General features: G+C 67.5%; 16 protein-coding genes. 4 read left to right on the top strand and 12 right to left on the bottom strand.

The annotated features are described in order from the left end of the window. Positions 1-9: 9 nt before the first annotated feature. Both EV666_RS11930 and EV666_RS11925 read right to left on the bottom strand, forming a co-directional pair. On the bottom strand, positions 10-417 hold the full coding sequence (locus EV666_RS11930) for a PaaI family thioesterase (protein WP_245514380.1): 408 nt from the start codon (positions 415-417) through the stop codon (positions 10-12). An 81-nt stretch (positions 418-498) separates the two neighbouring features. Next, entirely contained in the window at positions 499-888 is a 390-nt protein-coding gene (locus tag EV666_RS11925) for a VOC family protein (RefSeq protein ID WP_132008048.1), read from the bottom strand. A 375-nt stretch (positions 889-1,263) separates the two neighbouring features. Between EV666_RS11925 and EV666_RS11920 the strand changes: the two genes are divergently transcribed. Continuing rightward, complete coding sequence (locus EV666_RS11920; RefSeq protein ID WP_132008045.1) at positions 1,264-2,511, top strand: ABC transporter substrate-binding protein; 1,248 nt, start codon at positions 1,264-1,266, stop codon at positions 2,509-2,511. 195 nt (positions 2,512-2,706) lie between these two features. On the opposite strand, the gene EV666_RS11915 is transcribed toward EV666_RS11920, so the two are convergent. Both EV666_RS11915 and EV666_RS11910 read right to left on the bottom strand, forming a co-directional pair. Continuing rightward, positions 2,707-3,483, bottom strand: a complete 777-nt coding sequence (locus EV666_RS11915) for an SDR family NAD(P)-dependent oxidoreductase (RefSeq protein WP_132008042.1) — start codon at positions 3,481-3,483, stop codon at positions 2,707-2,709. A gap of 130 nt (positions 3,484-3,613) precedes the next feature. Then, the gene (locus EV666_RS11910; RefSeq protein WP_132008039.1) at positions 3,614-3,991 is read right to left on the bottom strand and encodes a hypothetical protein; all 378 of its coding nucleotides are present in this window, start codon (positions 3,989-3,991) and stop codon (positions 3,614-3,616) included. 432 nt (positions 3,992-4,423) lie between these two features. Between EV666_RS11910 and EV666_RS11905 the strand changes: the two genes are divergently transcribed. Next, positions 4,424-5,398 (top strand): LLM class flavin-dependent oxidoreductase, encoded by a 975-nt coding sequence (locus EV666_RS11905; RefSeq protein WP_132008311.1) that lies wholly within the window; start codon positions 4,424-4,426, stop codon positions 5,396-5,398. 252 nt (positions 5,399-5,650) lie between these two features. On the opposite strand, the gene EV666_RS11900 is transcribed toward EV666_RS11905, so the two are convergent. After that, complete coding sequence (locus tag EV666_RS11900) at positions 5,651-6,415, bottom strand: SDR family NAD(P)-dependent oxidoreductase (RefSeq protein WP_132008036.1); 765 nt, start codon at positions 6,413-6,415, stop codon at positions 5,651-5,653. A 304-nt stretch (positions 6,416-6,719) separates the two neighbouring features. Continuing rightward, entirely contained in the window at positions 6,720-7,529 is an 810-nt protein-coding gene (locus EV666_RS11895) for an SDR family NAD(P)-dependent oxidoreductase (RefSeq protein WP_132008033.1), read from the bottom strand. A 319-nt stretch (positions 7,530-7,848) separates the two neighbouring features. Here EV666_RS11895 and EV666_RS11890 point away from each other — a divergent pair, with 319 nt between their 5' ends. Next, complete coding sequence (locus EV666_RS11890; protein ID WP_132008030.1) at positions 7,849-8,109, top strand: hypothetical protein; 261 nt, start codon at positions 7,849-7,851, stop codon at positions 8,107-8,109. 68 nt (positions 8,110-8,177) lie between these two features. Here the strand turns inward: EV666_RS11890 and yacG are convergent, their stop codons facing one another. From yacG to EV666_RS11860, 6 genes are all read right to left on the bottom strand, one after another. Beyond that, a complete protein-coding gene (gene yacG / locus EV666_RS11885; RefSeq protein WP_132008027.1) occupies positions 8,178-8,426 on the bottom strand; it encodes a DNA gyrase inhibitor YacG in 249 nt (82 codons plus the stop codon). A gap of 21 nt (positions 8,427-8,447) precedes the next feature. Beyond that, entirely contained in the window at positions 8,448-9,080 is a 633-nt protein-coding gene (locus EV666_RS11880) for a Maf-like protein (protein ID WP_132008024.1), read from the bottom strand. A 49-nt stretch (positions 9,081-9,129) separates the two neighbouring features. Then, the gene (gene pssA, locus EV666_RS11875) at positions 9,130-9,978 is read right to left on the bottom strand and encodes a CDP-diacylglycerol--serine O-phosphatidyltransferase (protein WP_132008021.1); all 849 of its coding nucleotides are present in this window, start codon (positions 9,976-9,978) and stop codon (positions 9,130-9,132) included. Between the two features lie 16 nt (positions 9,979-9,994). Next, a complete protein-coding gene (locus EV666_RS11870) occupies positions 9,995-10,693 on the bottom strand; it encodes a phosphatidylserine decarboxylase (protein ID WP_132008018.1) in 699 nt (232 codons plus the stop codon). 341 nt (positions 10,694-11,034) lie between these two features. Next, positions 11,035-12,957, bottom strand: coding sequence for an ABCB family ABC transporter ATP-binding protein/permease (locus EV666_RS11865; RefSeq protein ID WP_245514379.1), 1,923 nt, complete (start codon positions 12,955-12,957; stop codon positions 11,035-11,037). A gap of 544 nt (positions 12,958-13,501) precedes the next feature. Beyond that, on the bottom strand, positions 13,502-15,031 hold the full coding sequence (locus EV666_RS11860) for a LysM peptidoglycan-binding domain-containing protein (protein WP_132008012.1): 1,530 nt from the start codon (positions 15,029-15,031) through the stop codon (positions 13,502-13,504). A 100-nt stretch (positions 15,032-15,131) separates the two neighbouring features. Here EV666_RS11860 and EV666_RS11855 point away from each other — a divergent pair, with 100 nt between their 5' ends. After that, positions 15,132-15,782 (top strand): LOG family protein, encoded by a 651-nt coding sequence (locus tag EV666_RS11855; protein ID WP_132008009.1) that lies wholly within the window; start codon positions 15,132-15,134, stop codon positions 15,780-15,782. The last annotated feature ends 138 nt before the right edge of the window (positions 15,783-15,920 follow it).

Below are 15,920 nucleotides of genomic sequence, written 5' to 3'. Positions count from 1 at the left end.
TGAGAGCGATCAGCCGCGCCGGACAAAACGCATGACGGCGACGGCGGTGGCGAGCGTCACCCCTTCGGGGCTGCGCAGCTCGCCTTCCACCTGAGCGCCGCGTTCGTCGCGTTGGGTTACCCGCGCCTCTGCGAAAATCTCTCCCGGAGAGGCGGGCTTCAAAAAGCGGGTGTTGAGGTCGCGGGTCACGGCGGTGAGCCCGTCGGGCAGGCTCTCGATCAGCGTGAAGCCCGTGGCGGAATCCAGCATGGCGGCCAGGACGCCGCCCTGCACCGTGCCGTGGCGATTGCAGAATTCCGGCCGCGCCACATAGACATAGGCGCCGCGCCCGGCTTCCGGATCGTAGGAGATGACGCGACGACCCAGCAACTGCGCCGCCGGCGGGTTCACCAGCGGCCGGCCACCCGGGCCCGCCAAAGCAGCGTTCCGGGAAGCGCTGTTCCCGATCGTCGCATCTTCGTTCATGGCTGTTCTTTCAAAACGCGGCCAGCCGCCGGCTCATTTTCCAACCGCGTGGAAGCCACACAGCTTGTTGCCGTCCGGATCGCGCAGGTAGGCCAGATAGAAGGCGCCCAGCGGCGTTTCCCGCAGGCCAGGCGGATCCTCGCAGGTCACGCCGCCGTTGGCGACGCCGGCGGCGTGCCAGGCGTCGACCTGCTCCGGGCTGGCGGCGGCGAAGCCGATGGTGGCGCCGTTGCTGACGGTGGCGGGCTCGCCATTCAGCGGCCCGGTGAGGATCAGCATGGCGCCGTTGTGGTTGTAGAACACCCGGGTGGTGTGCAGATGGCCGACCACGCCCGGCGCCACGCCGATGGGCGCCAGCACCGCGTCGTAGAACTTCCGCGACCTTTCCAGGTCGTTGCTGCCGACCGTGAGATGGCTGAACATGCGACTGCTTCCCCCCTGAAGCCGGATGCGGCGCACCCGGATCACCTGGCGCGGCCAGGCAAATATTGTTGTCCGTTCAAACCGGCGCGGCCCCGCGCCTGCTGACGGCGCCGGGCGAACGCTGGCCCGGCCGGCGGCATTTTGACAGCCAGGACGGCCAGCGCAAGCCTTTCGCGCGATGTCGGCAGGCTCCCGCAACGTCTGGCGTCGGCCGCTGTGCTCTGCGCCGGGCCTGCGCGCGACAACGTGCATCCGGGCGCGTGGTCGCGACCGGCGGCGAACATTGCTATCCATGCTCCCGGCGCGAACAGGGGGACCCACGGCCATTCCGAACAAAAAAAATCGCGCCGCTACCAGAGGAACCAGGTGACCAGCATGACGACCCGCGCGCAGCTTTCGCGCCGCTTCGCCACCATCGCCCTTTCCGGCGTTTTCGCCCTCGCCGCGACTCTTCACGCCCAGGCGGAGAAGACGTATGGCCCCGGCGCCTCGGACACCGAGGTGAAGGTGGGCAATTTCGTGCCGTACAGCGGTCCGGCCTCATCGTTCAGCATTGTGGGCAAGGTGCATGACGCCTACGCCCGCATGCTCAATGACAATGGCGGCGTTAACGGCCGCAAGATCAGCTTCATTTCCTACGACGATCACTACAGCCCGCCGAAGGCGGTCGAGCAGACCCGCAAGCTGCTTGAAAAGGACGAAGTGCTGTTTCTTTGGCAGACGCTCGGCACGGCCTCGAACACGGCCATCCTGAAATACGTCAACGCCAAAAAGGTCCCGCACCTGATGCTGTCATCCGGCGGCACCAAATTTGGCGATGATCCCAAAACTTACCCGTGGACCATCCCGTTCAACCCCGCGTTCGCCACCGAAGGCCGGATTTACGCCCGGCTGATCAAGGAAAAACACCCGAACGCCAAAATCGCCGTGCTGGTGCAGAACGACGAATACGGCAAGGACATTTACAAGGGCTTCCGTGAAGGGCTGGGCGACAAGGTTTCGATGATCGTCGCCGAGGCGCCCTACGACCTGTCGGACGCGACGGTCGACTCGCAGATGGTGAAGCTCAAGGCTTCGGGAGCGGACCTCTTCGTCAACCTGTCGACGCCGAAGTTCGCCGCCCAGGCCATTCGCAAGATGGGTGAACTGAACTGGAAGCCGGTCCACATCCTCAACAACGTGGCCTCCACCAAGAAGACCGTGCTGGTTCCCGCCGGGCTGGACAACGCCCAGGGCGCCATCACCGCCAATTACATCATGGATGCGTCTGACCCGAAGTGGCAGGGCGAGCCCGGCATGAAGAAGTTCAAGGCGTTCATGGAGAAATATCTCCCTGATCTCGACCGGGACAGCACCCTGCCGATCTACGCCTACGCCGCGGCCCAGACCCTGGAGCACGTGCTGCGCGCGGCTGGCGATAACCTGAGCCGCGAGAACATCATGCAGGTCGCCAGCAACCTGAAGGACTTCCGCCCGGATGTATTGCTGCCTGGCGTCGTCATGAACACCTCCCCCACCGACCACCTGCCGATCGAGGACATGCAGGTCATGGTGTTCCGGGGCGACGGCTGGCAGCCGGAAGGACCGCTGCTGTCGGCCAACGCGGTGAAGCAGGGGCAATAAGCCCGGCCGGAGCGTCTGGCGCCCAGGTCGGGGCCGGTCAGGCCAAGCCAGACCAGCCCCGCCTGAAGCGCGGGAAACCCGCAAGCGCACGACGCGCCAGAACGGAAACCGGGCGCTCCATCAACTGGAGCGCCCAGATTTTTTTGGCGTCGCGGCGGTCAGGGCGCCGCGGAGCCGGGCCGGAAGCCGGCCGGGTCACACCGCGTTGAGGCCGCCGTCGACGCTGTAGACGCTGCCGTTGCAGAAGGCCGCCCCATCGGACGCCAGGAAGGCGACAAGCTCGGCGACCTCTTCCGGCGTTCCATAGCGGCCAGCGGGGATTGCCCGCGCCGTGCGCTCGTGGGCGGCGGCCGCGTCGGCGGCCTGGCCGGCGTTGATCGACGCCATCATCCGGCTTTCGATGGGGCCGGGATTGACGCTGTTGACGCGCACGCCCCTGGGGCCGGCCTCGGCCGCCGCCGAACGGGTGAGGCCGATGACCGCGTGCTTGGAGGTGGTGTAGGCGGACAGGCCAGGCGAGCCCGTCAGGCCGGCGACGCTGGAGGTGTTGATGACGCTGCCGGCGCCCTGCCCGTACATGACCGGCAGCACGTATTTCAGGCCAAGAAAGACGCCAATGACGTTGACGTCGATCACCTTGCGAAACTCGGCGAGCGAGAGCCCATCGACCGGTTTCACCGGCCCCTCGATGCCGGCGTTATTGAAGAAGATGTCGATGCGGCCGAACTCCGCCGTGGTCGCCGCGACCATGGCCGCCACCGCCGCCTCGTCGGTCACGTCGGCCGTCGCGGTGAACAGGCGCGCGCCGGTGGGCAACAGACCGGCGTAACCGCTGAAATCCGTTCCCGGGATATCAACCGCGGCGATGGCGGCGCCGCGGCTGGCGAGAACCGCCGCCGTGGCCCGGCCGATCGCGCCGTTGGCGCCGGTGATGAGCGCGACTTTCCGGTCGAGACGGGATTTGTCCTGCATGTGCTGTTCTCCCACAATTCCGCGAGGCGCGATGACTGGCGCCGGTCACCATAGACTGGAAACCGCCTCAGTTTCCTGTTTGAAGCGAATTCTGCCCAGGCGCCGCCGTCTGGCCAGAGCGCGCGCCTGCTCAGGGCTTGCCGGTGCGGGCCAGGCGCTCGGCTTCAAGCTCATCGGCGACTGACACGCCCGTGTTGGGGATGACCTGCACGGCGCGATCGTCCCACAGTTCGCGCATCCACAGGTCCTTGACGCAGGTCACCTCAAGACGGGGCAGGTCCTGCCGCTCCAGCCAGGCGTGGATATGGGCGATGATCTCGCCGCGCAGCGGTTCATCGACCGAGGCGCGGGCGGTGAAGATTTTCACCAGGCGATCTTCCGCCAGCCAGCGCCGCACCCGCTCCACCATGGGCCCCACCGGCTCGCCGATGTGCTCCACGCCGCGCCACTCGTCAAAGTGCGCCAGGGTTCCATCCAGGTCGACGCCAATCCACTGCCTTCTGCGCATCCATCCCATCCCGTGTGTCAGGCGCGAAGCCGCCGCCGGCGCATCCGCTTCCTGAAAAGCGCGCGCGGCATCCGGACCGCCGTGCGCTGGCAATCATTTTGCCCATGGAACAACCGTTTTCCGGCCGGCGCAATACGCCCGGCGGGCCGGGGCGCGCCTCCCGTCATCAGGGCAGTTATTTTCAGGACCACTCTTGTTAAGGAAGCCTGTCCAACCGATGTTGGTGGCGCCTGTTTGACGTGACCGGCTCCGCGAACGGGCTGGAGCGCGTTCACGGAGCGGCCCTCGCCCTCCTGATGAACGCGTTTCAGTTTCAAAAGACCGGGAACCATCCGGTTCCATTGAACCAATTCTTCTCCAGCGCATGCCCGGGTCGACGACCAGGTCCATGCTGCTTTCCGGCGAAGACGCCCGCAGGAGAACGCCTTGCCCTTGCCTCCCCTGTCCGTTCTGGACCTGGCCTTCATTCCCGAGGGATCGACGGCCGCCGACGCGCTGCGCAACACGGTTTCACTGGCGCAGCACACAGAAAAATGGGGCTACAGGCGCTTCTGGCTGGCCGAGCACCACAACATGGTCGGCATCGCCAGCGCCGCCACCTCCGTGGTGATCGGACATGTGGCGGCGCACACGCAAACGATTCGGGTCGGCGCCGGCGGCGTCATGCTGCCCAACCATTCGCCGATGGTGATCGCCGAGCAGTTCGGCACGCTGGAGACGCTGTTTCCTGGCCGCATCGACCTTGGGCTGGGGCGGGCGCCCGGCACTGACCAGCGCACCTTGCAGGCGCTGCGCCGCAACGCCAGCAGCTCCGACCAGTTTCCCCAGGACGTGCTGGAGTTGCAGGCGCTGCTGGGACCGTTGCAGGAAAACCAGGTGATCCAGGCCGTGCCGGGCACGGACACCAACGTGCCCCTGTGGATTTTGGGCTCCAGCCTTTATGGCGCGCAGCTGGCGGCCGTGCTGGGCCTGCCCTACGCCTTCGCCTCGCATTTCGCCCCGGCGGCGCTGGAAGAGGCGGTCGCGATCTACCGGGAGCGTTTCAAACCTTCGGCCCAGCTCGATCGCCCGCATGTCATGGTAGGCGTCAATGTCATCGCCGCGGATACGGACGCGGAGGCCGTGCGCCTGTTCACCTCGCCGCAGCAGCAGTTCGTCAACCTCATCCGGGGCACGCGCGGCAAGCTGCGCCCCCCCATCGACGACATCGAAAGCTACTGGCAGCCGCATGAAAAAGCGCATGTAACCGCCATGCTGTCATGCGCGGCGGTCGGCGCCGCCGATAGCGTGCGCCAGCAGCTGGAAAGCATCGTAAGCCGCACCGGGGCCGATGAACTGATTGTGGCGGCGGCGATTTATGACCCCGCCGCCCGGCTGCGCTCCTACGAGATTGCCGCCAGCCTGTAGCGGCTGGCTCCGCCAGGCAGGAGGCGCCCCGCCGCCAGGCGCGCCGCCCGTTCCACCCCGCGTCATGGCCAGGCTGGCGCCGGCCACCGGCTGCAGGCGGGACCAGGGGCGGCGGAACGCTTTTTGGGGGCGGACAAAAAGAAACGCCGCGCAAGGCGGCGTTTCCGGTTTCCGGCGGTCGGGGCGTTTCCTGGCAACGTATGGTTCGCCGGTACGCCCTGCCCTGTCAGCCTGCGCTGTCAGCCGTGGCGCTCAGCGCGGGGCCATGCGGATGGCGCCGTCGAGGCGGATGGTTTCGCCGTTGAGCATCGGGTTTTCGATGATGTGCGAGGCCAGCAGGGCGAATTCCTGCGGCGTGCCGAGACGCTGCGGGAACGGCACGCTGGCGCCCAGCGACTGGCGCACCGGCTCCGGCAGACGGCCGAGCAGCGGCGTGTCGAAGATGCCAGGCGCGATGGTGTTGACGCGGATGCCGCGGTTAGCCAGGTCGCGGGCGGCGACAATGGTCATGCCGATGATGCCGGCCTTGGCGGAGGCGTACGGGATCTGACCGATCTGGCCCTCATAACCCGCCACCGAAGCAGTGTTGACCACCACGCCGCGCTCTTCGCCCACCGGCTCGTTCTTCGCCATGGCGGCGGCGGCCAGACGCAGCACGTTGAAGGTGCCGATCAGGTTGATGCGCACCACCATTTCATAGTGATCGAGCGCGCCGGGGTTGCCGGCCTTGTCGAGGATGCGCAGGGCGCCGCCGCGACCGGCGCAGTGCACAACCGCGCGCAGGTTGTTGCTGGCGTTGGCGAGATCCATCGCCGCCTGCATGTCGGCTTCGCTGGTGACGTCGCCGGCCGCAAACTGCGCCCTGGGACCCAGCTCCTTCGCCGTGTTGGCGCCGTCGGAGGTCGGCAGGTCAACGATGACGACATTGGCGCCGCCGGCGATCAGCTTCTCCGCCGTGGCGCGGCCAAGACCGGACGCGCCGCCGGTGACGAGGGCGGTGATGCCTTCAAGCTTCATGGAAAACTACTCCTGTTGAACGTGATGGCGGCGGGCGCGATGCGTCCGCTGGAAAACTGTGCTTCGCCACACCTGTTAGCGCATCTGGCGGCGCTTGCCAGCGCCCCGAGCGAAATTCGGTCGCGCTCAACCAGAATTTCGTCAGGGCCGCCGCACGGCGCCGCGCGTCGCCCGAAACGGGGCGCCGCCAGCGCGACAGAATATTTCGCCGCACAAGCGTTTCCCCGCTCGCGCAGGGCGTTTCACCGCTTGCGCGGACATTTCACCGCTTGCGCGGGGCATTTCACCGCTTGCGCGGGACACTTTACCGCTTGCGCGGGCCTGGCCCCGTGAGTCGTGAACCGGCGTCGTAAGGGACGATTTCGCCAGTCATGAAGCGCGAGCCCGGCCCGGCCAGGAACACGGCGGCTTCCGCAACGTCATCAGGGGTCGGGGCAGCGTTGAGCGGCGTGGTCTGCTTCACCGACTCGCGCAGCTTGTCGGCGGCGTCCTGCCCCGTGCCTTTCACGAACCAGGGCGTGTCCATATAGCCAGGGCACAGGGCGTTGACGCGGATCAGCGGCGCGAGCGCGCGGGCCAGCGACAGGGTGATGCCGTTGAGCGCCGCCTTCGACCCCACATAAGCGATGGACGAGCCAATGCCGGAAATGCCGGCGATGGACGACACGTTCACCACCGAGGCGGGAATGCCCCAGGCGTTGGCCCCGGCTTCCAGCAGGCTGCGCGCGGCGCGCACCATCTGGAACGGGCCAACGGTGTTGACGCCGTAGATGCGATGGAAATCGTCAGCCGAAAGCTGGTCGAGGGCGCCGTGCGGCACATGCATGGTCGTGCCGGCGTTATTGACCAGGGCATGGACAGCGCCCCAGTCAGCGGCCGCGGTGACAATGCGGCGGCAGTCCTCATCGCTGGACACGTCGCCCTGGACCACGCGCACGACGTGGGCGCCGGCGGCGCGACAGGCTTCCGCCGTGGCCTCGCAGGCTTCCTTGCTGGACGAATAGTTGAGCACGAGGCGCGATACGCCGGCGCGGGCAAGGCCAATGGCCGTCGCCGCGCCAAGGCCCGTGGCTGCGCCCGTGACAATAACGTTCATATCGCTGAAGCCGACCATGTTTCCTCCCTGCCTGTCTGGTCCGCCGCGACCGTCACGGGCACGCGGCAATTGTTGTCGACAGCGGTTGTAGAGCAAACACGGGGAATTTGAACGGCTTTTTGCGCCGGCCTGCCAGCACCCGGCCGCGTGGGACGCAATGCCGGCGCCAGTCACAAAAATTGCCAGAAATGACCATTGCCATGGGAACCATTGGACCAGAGCCGACGTTTCCACGCCAGACAACGGCGAGCCGCCTGACCCTCCAGTCACCGCCCCGCCCCATCAAGACAACTGGCGCTGCTCCAGCCATGGCTTCATGGCCCGGGAACGGTCTGGCATGGCCGGAAACCGGCTGGACAACCGCGCGCAACAACAGAAAGCCCGGCGCTGGCAGCGGCGGGGCCAGAGGCGCAAGATGGCAAATCAAGTCGGGCAACGGGTTTCCGGAGCGCGGGCAACGACGGCTGGGCTGCCGCCATTCCAGACTCAGGACGTCAGCCATGAAGGCAGCGTGCGCGCCGCGGTCGCCGCCCTGGTGCTCGTCGTCGTCTCGGCCCTGGCGATCTTCCCGTTCATTCTGCCGAGCATCCCGGTCTGATCGCGACCGGACTTCCTCTTCGCCGGAGCGCCCGGGTCCAGCGCGTTCGCCTTCCTGGCGGGCGCCGCTCAGTCCGCCTCTTCCTCGTCCGCCAGCGGGCGCCCTGGAATGGCGTAAGAGCCGGTAAGCCAGCGGTTCAGATCCACATCGGCGCAGCGCGCCGAACAGAATGGATCGTGCGCGGCGCTGGCCGGCTTGCCGCAGACCGGACAGGGCGCGCGAGGCGTCGCAGGTCCCTTTGCCTGGCCGCCGGCGCTTTTGCCGGCCGCCGGCCCGCCCTGGGGCTGGTTGTCCTGTTTCAGTTCATCATGAGCCATGTCGCAGCCTCCCGCGGCCTTTCAGGCCGCTGACCAGCTGGCGCGCACCGGATAGCCTTCGCCGGCCAGCAGATTGACCGCTTCATATAAGGGCAGGCCAACCACGGCGGTATAGGAGCCGACGAGCTTGACCACGAAGGAGCCCGCCAGGCCCTGGATGGCGTAGCCGCCGGCCTTGCCGCGCCATTCGCCGGAAGCGAGATAGGCGGCGAGGTCTTCCCGCGCCAGGTTTTTGAAGCGCACCCGCGTTTCGACGATGCGGTCGCGCTCGCCGCCGCGCGGCGAGATCAGGCAGACGGCCGTGTACACCCGGTGCGTGCGGCCCGACAGCAGGCGCAGACACGCGTCCGCCTCCTCCACCAGCTCCGCCTTTGGCAAAATGCGCCGGCCCACCGAAACCACCGTGTCGGCAGCCAGCACATAGGCATTGGCCTGGGCGTCGGTTTCCCGCAGCAGCCGCTCCGCCTCGCGCGCCTTTTCGCGCGCCATGCGCCGGGCATAATCGCGGGGCTTTTCGGCTTTCTGCGGCGTCTCGTCGATATCGGCCGGCAACAGGGCGGCGGGCTGGAGGCCCGCCTGTTCCAGCAGGGCGAGCCGGCGCGGCGAAGCCGAGGCGAGAACCAGGCGCAGGGCCGGGGAAGTTCCTGCCGTCATTCAGTCAGTCTCCGGCGGTCAGATCGTGATGCGGGAAGCAGGCGAAGGCTCAGGCCTGGTCATCATCGGCGGCGGGCGGCGTGGATGGCGTCGCCCCAACCGGAGCAGGCGGATGACGCTGCAGGTTACGCCGGTACGCCAGCACGCCCACGGGGATCAGCCCCAGATAGACGATGGTGATCACCGACAGCACCTCGAAGGTGTAGCTGGCCAGCAGGCCGACCACGAGGACGCAGGCGACGAACAGCGGCAGCACCCATTCGCGCGGGATGCGCTGACCGAGCGTCTTGCCAGACCATGTGGGTGTTTTCGACACCATCAGAAAGGCGATGGCCAGCATGAAGATGGCGATCGGCCCGGCGAGCTCCCGGGTCGGCAGGCCCAGCAGGTGGAAATAGACCGGCAGCAGGGCGCACAGGGCGCCAGCGGGGGCCGGCATGCCGACGAAATAGTTCTTCATCCATTCCGGGCGCGCCGGATCATCCAGCATCACATTGAAACGGGCGAGCCGCAGCGCGGCGGCCACCGCATAGACCAGCGCCACGATCCAGCCGACCGAACGCAGGCCATCGAGGGTGAAGGTGTACATCAGCAGGGCTGGCGCGACGCCGAAATTGACGAAATCGGCCAGCGAATCCAGCTCGGCGCCGAAGCGCGACGTGCCCTTCAGCAACCGCGCCACCCGCCCGTCGACGCCGTCGAGAATCGCGGCGGCGAGAATGGCGACGACCGCCAGCTCCAGCTTGCCCTCGATCCCGAGACGGATGGCGCTGAGGCCAAGGCACAGCGCCACCAGGGTAATGACGTTGGGAACCAGGACGCGCAACGGCACCGATTTCAGGCCGCGGCGTCTTGGCTCGCCACTGTCTGGCGGGAAAGGGGGAAACAGATCGGCCATCGCGCGCCCTCCAGCCTCAGGCGCTGACGAAGGTGCGGCGCGGGCCGCCGGCGCGCAGGTCGGCCAGCACGGTCTCGCCAGCGACAGCGCGCTGGTTCAGGCCGACCAGCGGCGTGACGCTGGTGGGCAGGAACACGTCCACCCGCGAGCCGAAGCGGATCAGACCATAGCGCTGACCGGTGGTCAGGGCGTCGCCTTCCTGGACGAAGCCGACGATGCGGCGGGCGATCAGGCCGGCGATCTGCACCACGCCAACCGGGCCGCGCGGGGTTTCGATGACCATGGCGCTGCGCTCGTTATCCTCGCTGGCCTTGTCGAGATCAGCGTTAAGGAACAGGCCCGGCGTGTAGGCGATGCGCCGCACCTGACCGGCGACAGGGGCGCGGTTCACGTGCACGTCGAACACGTTCATGAAAACCGAAATGCGCAGCATCGGCTCGGTTCCCAGCGCCAGCTCCGGCGGTGGAACCACCTCGACGATGCTGCTGACGCGGCCGTCCGCCGGGGAGATCACCAGCCCCTCGTCCTGGGGGGTGACGCGCACCGGGTCGCGGAAGAAATAACAGATCCACAGGGTGATGAGCGCGCCGATCCAGCCCAGCGGCTCCCACAGCCAGCCCAGCAGCAATGACGCCACGACCCCGATGGCGATGAACGGGTATCCCTCCTTGTGGATCGGAACCAGCGTTTCACGGACCGAGTTGTAGATCGACATTCGCGCTCCCTGAGCATCCCCGGTGAAGCGATCCTGCTTCCCCAGGGGCATTGCGTAGAACCAGAACCAGAGCTGGCGTTAACCCCGCCGCCGGCAAAATTGCGATGGACGGTCCGACTGCCGGACCCTCCAGACATGAACGTGATCCCCGAAAACCCGGCAGGCTTTCGGGGATCACGTCCCATGCGGGCGGAGTGACCGCGTAACGCACGCCGTAGTGTACCACAACCCGCTAGCCGTGAACGCGGCAATTGTGACGCAAGAAGACATTCGGGCGCGGCCCGCGCCAACGTTGCGCAGCCGGTTGCACGGCCCCGCGTCACGTCGGTTCAGCCCGCCGTTCAACCGGCGGCCCTGGCCCCAACCGCCATTTCCTCCTCGCCGGTTTCCTTCAGCGTTTGCAGGGCCTGCTCGGCGCGGCGCTGGCGATTCCACAGGCCGGCGTAGACGCCGCCCGCCGCCAGCAACGCGTCATGGGTCCCCCGCTCCACCACCTCGCCGTGGTCCATCACCATGATTTCGTCTGCGTTGACAATGGTCGACAGGCGGTGGGCGATCACCAGGGTGGTGCGCCCGCGGCTCACCGCCGCCAGGGCGTCCTGGATCTCGCGTTCGGTGAAGCTGTCGAGGGCCGAGGTGGCTTCGTCGAGCACCAGGATCGGCGGCGCCTTCAGGATGGTGCGGGCGATGGCGACGCGCTGCTTCTCACCGCCTGAAAGCTTCAGGCCACGCTCGCCCACCATGGTGTCGTAGCCGGCCGGCATGGCCGCCACCACCGGCGCGAGCTGGGCGAGGCGCGCCGCCTCCCGCACCTCGTCGTCGGTCGCGTCCCAGCGGCCGTAACGGATATTGTAGGCGATGGTGTCGTTAAACAGCACCGTATCCTGCGGCACCATGCCGATGGCGGCGCGCAGGCTGTCCTGGGTGACGGCGGCGATGTCGTGACCGTCGATGAGGATACGGCCGGAGGTTGGCTCGTAGAACCGGAACAGCAGCCGCGACAGGGTGGATTTGCCCGCTCCCGAGGCGCCGACGATGGCGAGGGTGCGGCCGGCCGGGGCCTCGAAGCTGACGCCCTTCAGGATTTGCCGGTCGGGGTGATAGGCGAAGCGCACGTTTTCGAAGCGCACGGCGCCGCCTGTCACGGCCAGTGGCTTCGCGTCCGGCGCGTCGCGGATTTCGGGAGCCTGGTCCAGCACGGCGAACATCTGGCCGATGTCGAGCAGCGACTGCTTCACCTCGCGGTAGATCATGCCCATGAAGTTCAGCGGAATCGACAGCTGGATCAGCATGGCGTTGATCATGACGAAACCGCCGATGGTGGTTCTGCCGGCGCGGATGTCATGCACGGCGAGCGCCATGGCGGCGGTGAGCCCCAGGGTAAAGATGACCACCTGACCGGCGTTCAGCACCGCCAGCGATACGTAGCTCCGCACCGAATTGTGCTCGTAACGGGCCATCGATTCGTCGTAACGCTTCGCCTCGCGCGCCTCGGCGCCAAAATACTTGACCGTCTCGAAGTTGAGCAGCGCGTCGACGGCGCGGGTCTGGACCAGATTGTCGCTCTCGTTGATGCGCTTGCGGATGGCGATGCGCCAGTTGGTGGCGACAAAGGTGTAGAGAATGTAGGCTGACACCATCGCGATGACGATGAGGGCGTAGCGCCAGTCGAACTCCAGCGTCAGCACCGCCAGCACCAGGGCGAACTCGACGATGGTGGGCAGCAGTTGCAGCACGAACAGACGCGACAGTTCCTGCACGCCCGTCCGCCCCCGCTCCAGCACCCGCGTCAGCCCGCCCATGCGGCGCTCCAGATGGAAGCGGAGCGACAGCTGGTTCATGTGGGTGAAGGTATCGCGCGCCAGGCGGCGCACCGCCGCCATGGTGACGGTGGCGAAAATGGCGTCGCGCATCTGGGTGAGGACGGCGATGGCGATGCGGGTCAGCCCGTAAAGCAGGGTCAGCGCCAGCGGCGCCTGCCACAGCCAGGCGAGACTGGAGCCTGGCGCCAGCGGCTGGTCGCCGGCCAGCGCGTCGGTGGCCCATTTGTAGGCGTAGGGCATGCCGATGGTGACCAGCTTGGCCGCCAGGATGAGCACCGTCGACGCGTAGATGCGCAGGCGCAGGTCGCCGCGATCGGCCGGCGGCCAGACATAAGGCGCGAGCCGGCGGGCGGCGCCGAGCAGGCCGCCATTATCCCCGGACGATACGGAGGGATCTGGCGCGGGCAACGCGCCGGTATTACGCCCGAAACCACGGGGCATCCAAAACCTTCCAAGCGAATGGTCCGCCAGCGGCGGAGGCATTCATTGTTCCCGTCGAAGCGTCGCCGGTGAAATCCGCTTCACCGGCGACGCCCTGTCTCCGGCCGCCGCATGTTCTGGATGAACAGCGGCGGCACTTTTCCCGAATATCTCACGGGCAGCCTTACGCCATCGCGGCGGCGGGCGCAAAACCTTGCCAAAATGATTCGGAATTTCCGCCTATCATATTGAAAAGGCGTAATTTTGCGGCGGACAACCCGTGTGTGCGGGCCCATGACCAGGCAAATATGGCGGCGCCAGGATGATGATGGCCATGGGCATATGCAAGCAATGGTTGCAATGCACGCTGCAATCGCGCGTCCGGCCGCGCAGCGTCAGGGGCTGCGGCCTGTTTCCAGGCAGCATATCCCGGCAGCGTTCCCAGGACTGGCCTGCCAGCCCCACCAGTGCGGAAACTGATTCAAATCGCCGCGCCATGCCGCTGTTTTTACGCCGCTTCTCGCGGTCAGCCGTCGACCGGGCGCGCCTTATGGCCGGCTTTCGGCTACTGGCGTTCTCCAGGCGTTCCACCCTTCGCTGGCGCGCCGCCGTGGCCCGGCGCGGCTCCACCCTGGTCTGGCCGCGCGGCCGGATCCTTCCCGGGCAGGACGAACACCTGCCCCGGATAGATCCGGTTGGCGTCGGTAATCTGGTCCTGGTTGGCGTCATAGATCGTCGTATAGCGGGAGCCGAGCTGGTAGGTGCGGCGGCTGATGCTCCACAAGGTCTCGCCGCGCGCCACCACGTGGGTGCGCACCTGAACCGCGCGGATGGCGTCCTGCGAGGGTTTTTTCCCTGTCCGGGGCGCCTTCTCCAGAGCCCTGGCGCCCGTCTGCGCGTGCTTTGCCTGTCCGTCTCCCGTCTGCTCGCCTTTTGCCTGTTCGCCTTTTGCCTGTTCGCCTGTCGCGCCATCCGCGGTGGCGGCGCGAACATTCTCCCAGGGCGCCTCGGCCCGGGACAGCACGGCCCCGGTGGCGGGATCGACCATATCCAGCCGCACGCGATAGTCGCCCTCAGGCAGCGGCGATTGCAGCGCGAACTCGATGGCGCCGCTGGCGCTGGCGACGCCCGACGCCAACAGGGCGTCGTTAAGGTAAAGCCGCACGGTGGCGCCAGGCCTGGCGGAGCCAACGACGAACAGGCGCCCGTCGTCGTCCGTTTCCACCTGGGATATGCGCGCGGTCTGGGCGGTTCGCGCCGCCGTCTCCGCGCCCACGGCCGCGCCGTTCTGGCCATCAGGCCTGGCGGCGGCGTCCTGGGCGCCCTGCCCCCTGGCCGCCCCCGCCGCGTCCCGCCCCTGGTCAGGGCTCGAGATCAGCACGGTTGGCCTGTCCGGCGTCAACAGGGCCACCAGCGGCGGCCCCGGCGGCTGGATGGTGACGCTCACGCTCTGGCGGGAGGGCGTCCAGGCGCCGTGGGGCGCCCGCACCCGCAGGGACATGACGTGCGCGCCAGGGGGTAGCGGGCCATTGGTCATGGCGAACAGGCCCGACGCATCGGTCACCGCGCGCTGCAATACGCGCGGCTCCGTCACTGGCGTCGCGCCGCCGGCCGGCGTCATCACCAGCTCGATGGCCGTGTTCGGCCTGGCGCGGCCGCCAATGACCGCCTCGCCGTTCGGCTCCACCCGCACAACATCGAAGCTGGGGGCGTCGACCCCGGCAGCGGCGCCGGACGAAGCGGTAACCCGCCTGGACGCTTCGTCCGCCGTGTTTCCAGAGGCCGCCGCTCCGGGAGCCGCCTCTCCGGGGATCGCCCCTCCAGGGGCCGCCTCTCCAGGGGTCTTGCTTCCCGAGGCCATGTTTCCCGGCGCGGCCGTTCCGCCCGATGCGTCGCCGGGCGGCGTTTTCGCCACTGTCCCGGCCGGCGCGGATCGCTGGGGATCGTCCGCGCCTGCAATGGGCGAATCCGGCGTCCTGTCACGCAATGGTCCGAATGTCAGGATCAGAATGCCGGCGCTCGCCAGCGCGACCAGCGCCAGGGCCACGCGCGCAATGGTTTTGACGTTGACAGGCGGCAATGCAGGCTCGCTCATCCGTGCTCCATCTCCATGCGACCACCCGGAAGCAACCACATCTGAGTATACAGGGCCTCGCCGTCTTTACATCATGCCCAGAGGAAGCAACGTACGCCAAATGACCAGTCCTGACTTCAAAAACCCCGACGGGGAGGCGCGCGCCATCTGCGTGTTCTGCGGTTCGGGAGCCGGCGCCAGCCCGGAGTTCACGGAGGCCGCGCGTCTGGTGGGGGCCCTGCTGGCGCAAAAGGGCGTTGGCCTGGTTTATGGCGGCGGCGACATCGGGCTGATGGGCGAGGTGGCGCGCAGCGCCCTGGCCCATGGCGGCCGCGTCACCGGCATCATCCCCGACTTCCTGATCCGGCGCGAGCACATGCCGGACCCGGCCGAACAAGGCCGTGAAACCATCATCGTCTCCGACATGCACACGCGCAAACGCCTGATGTATGAGCGGGCCGACGCCTTCCTCGCCCTGCCCGGCGGCATCGGCACGCTGGAAGAACTGGTCGAGCAGATGACCTGGTCACAGCTCGGCCAGCACACGCGGCCGATCATGGTGCTCAACACCCTCGGATTCTGGGACCCACTGTTCCAGCTGTTGCGGCACATGCGCCAGGCGATGTTTCTCCGCCCTGGTCTTGACGCCTCCTACATGATCGCCGCCGAACCGGCCGGGGCCATCGACGCCCTGCTCGCCGCCATCGCGTCCACCCGCGCCGCAATGCCAGAACCCGGCGACGACCGGCCGCCAGCGCCGGGCCCGTTCTGAGCCTGCCGTCGCGCCTGGGTCGCGCGAATCCCCCTCTATCCTAAAGGCTCACGCCAGCGTGATTGCGCCATTGCGCCCATCGGGTTAGGAGAGACCCCTGTTCAAGACGGAGCTCCGGGCCAGACCCGCGCGCCGCGC

This window comes from Camelimonas lactis (genome assembly GCF_004342915.1).
Classification (GTDB): domain Bacteria; phylum Pseudomonadota; class Alphaproteobacteria; order Rhizobiales; family Beijerinckiaceae; genus Camelimonas; species Camelimonas lactis.
The sequence above is the reverse complement of the archived record's forward strand: the minus strand, read 5'-3'. Positions and strand labels throughout refer to the sequence as shown.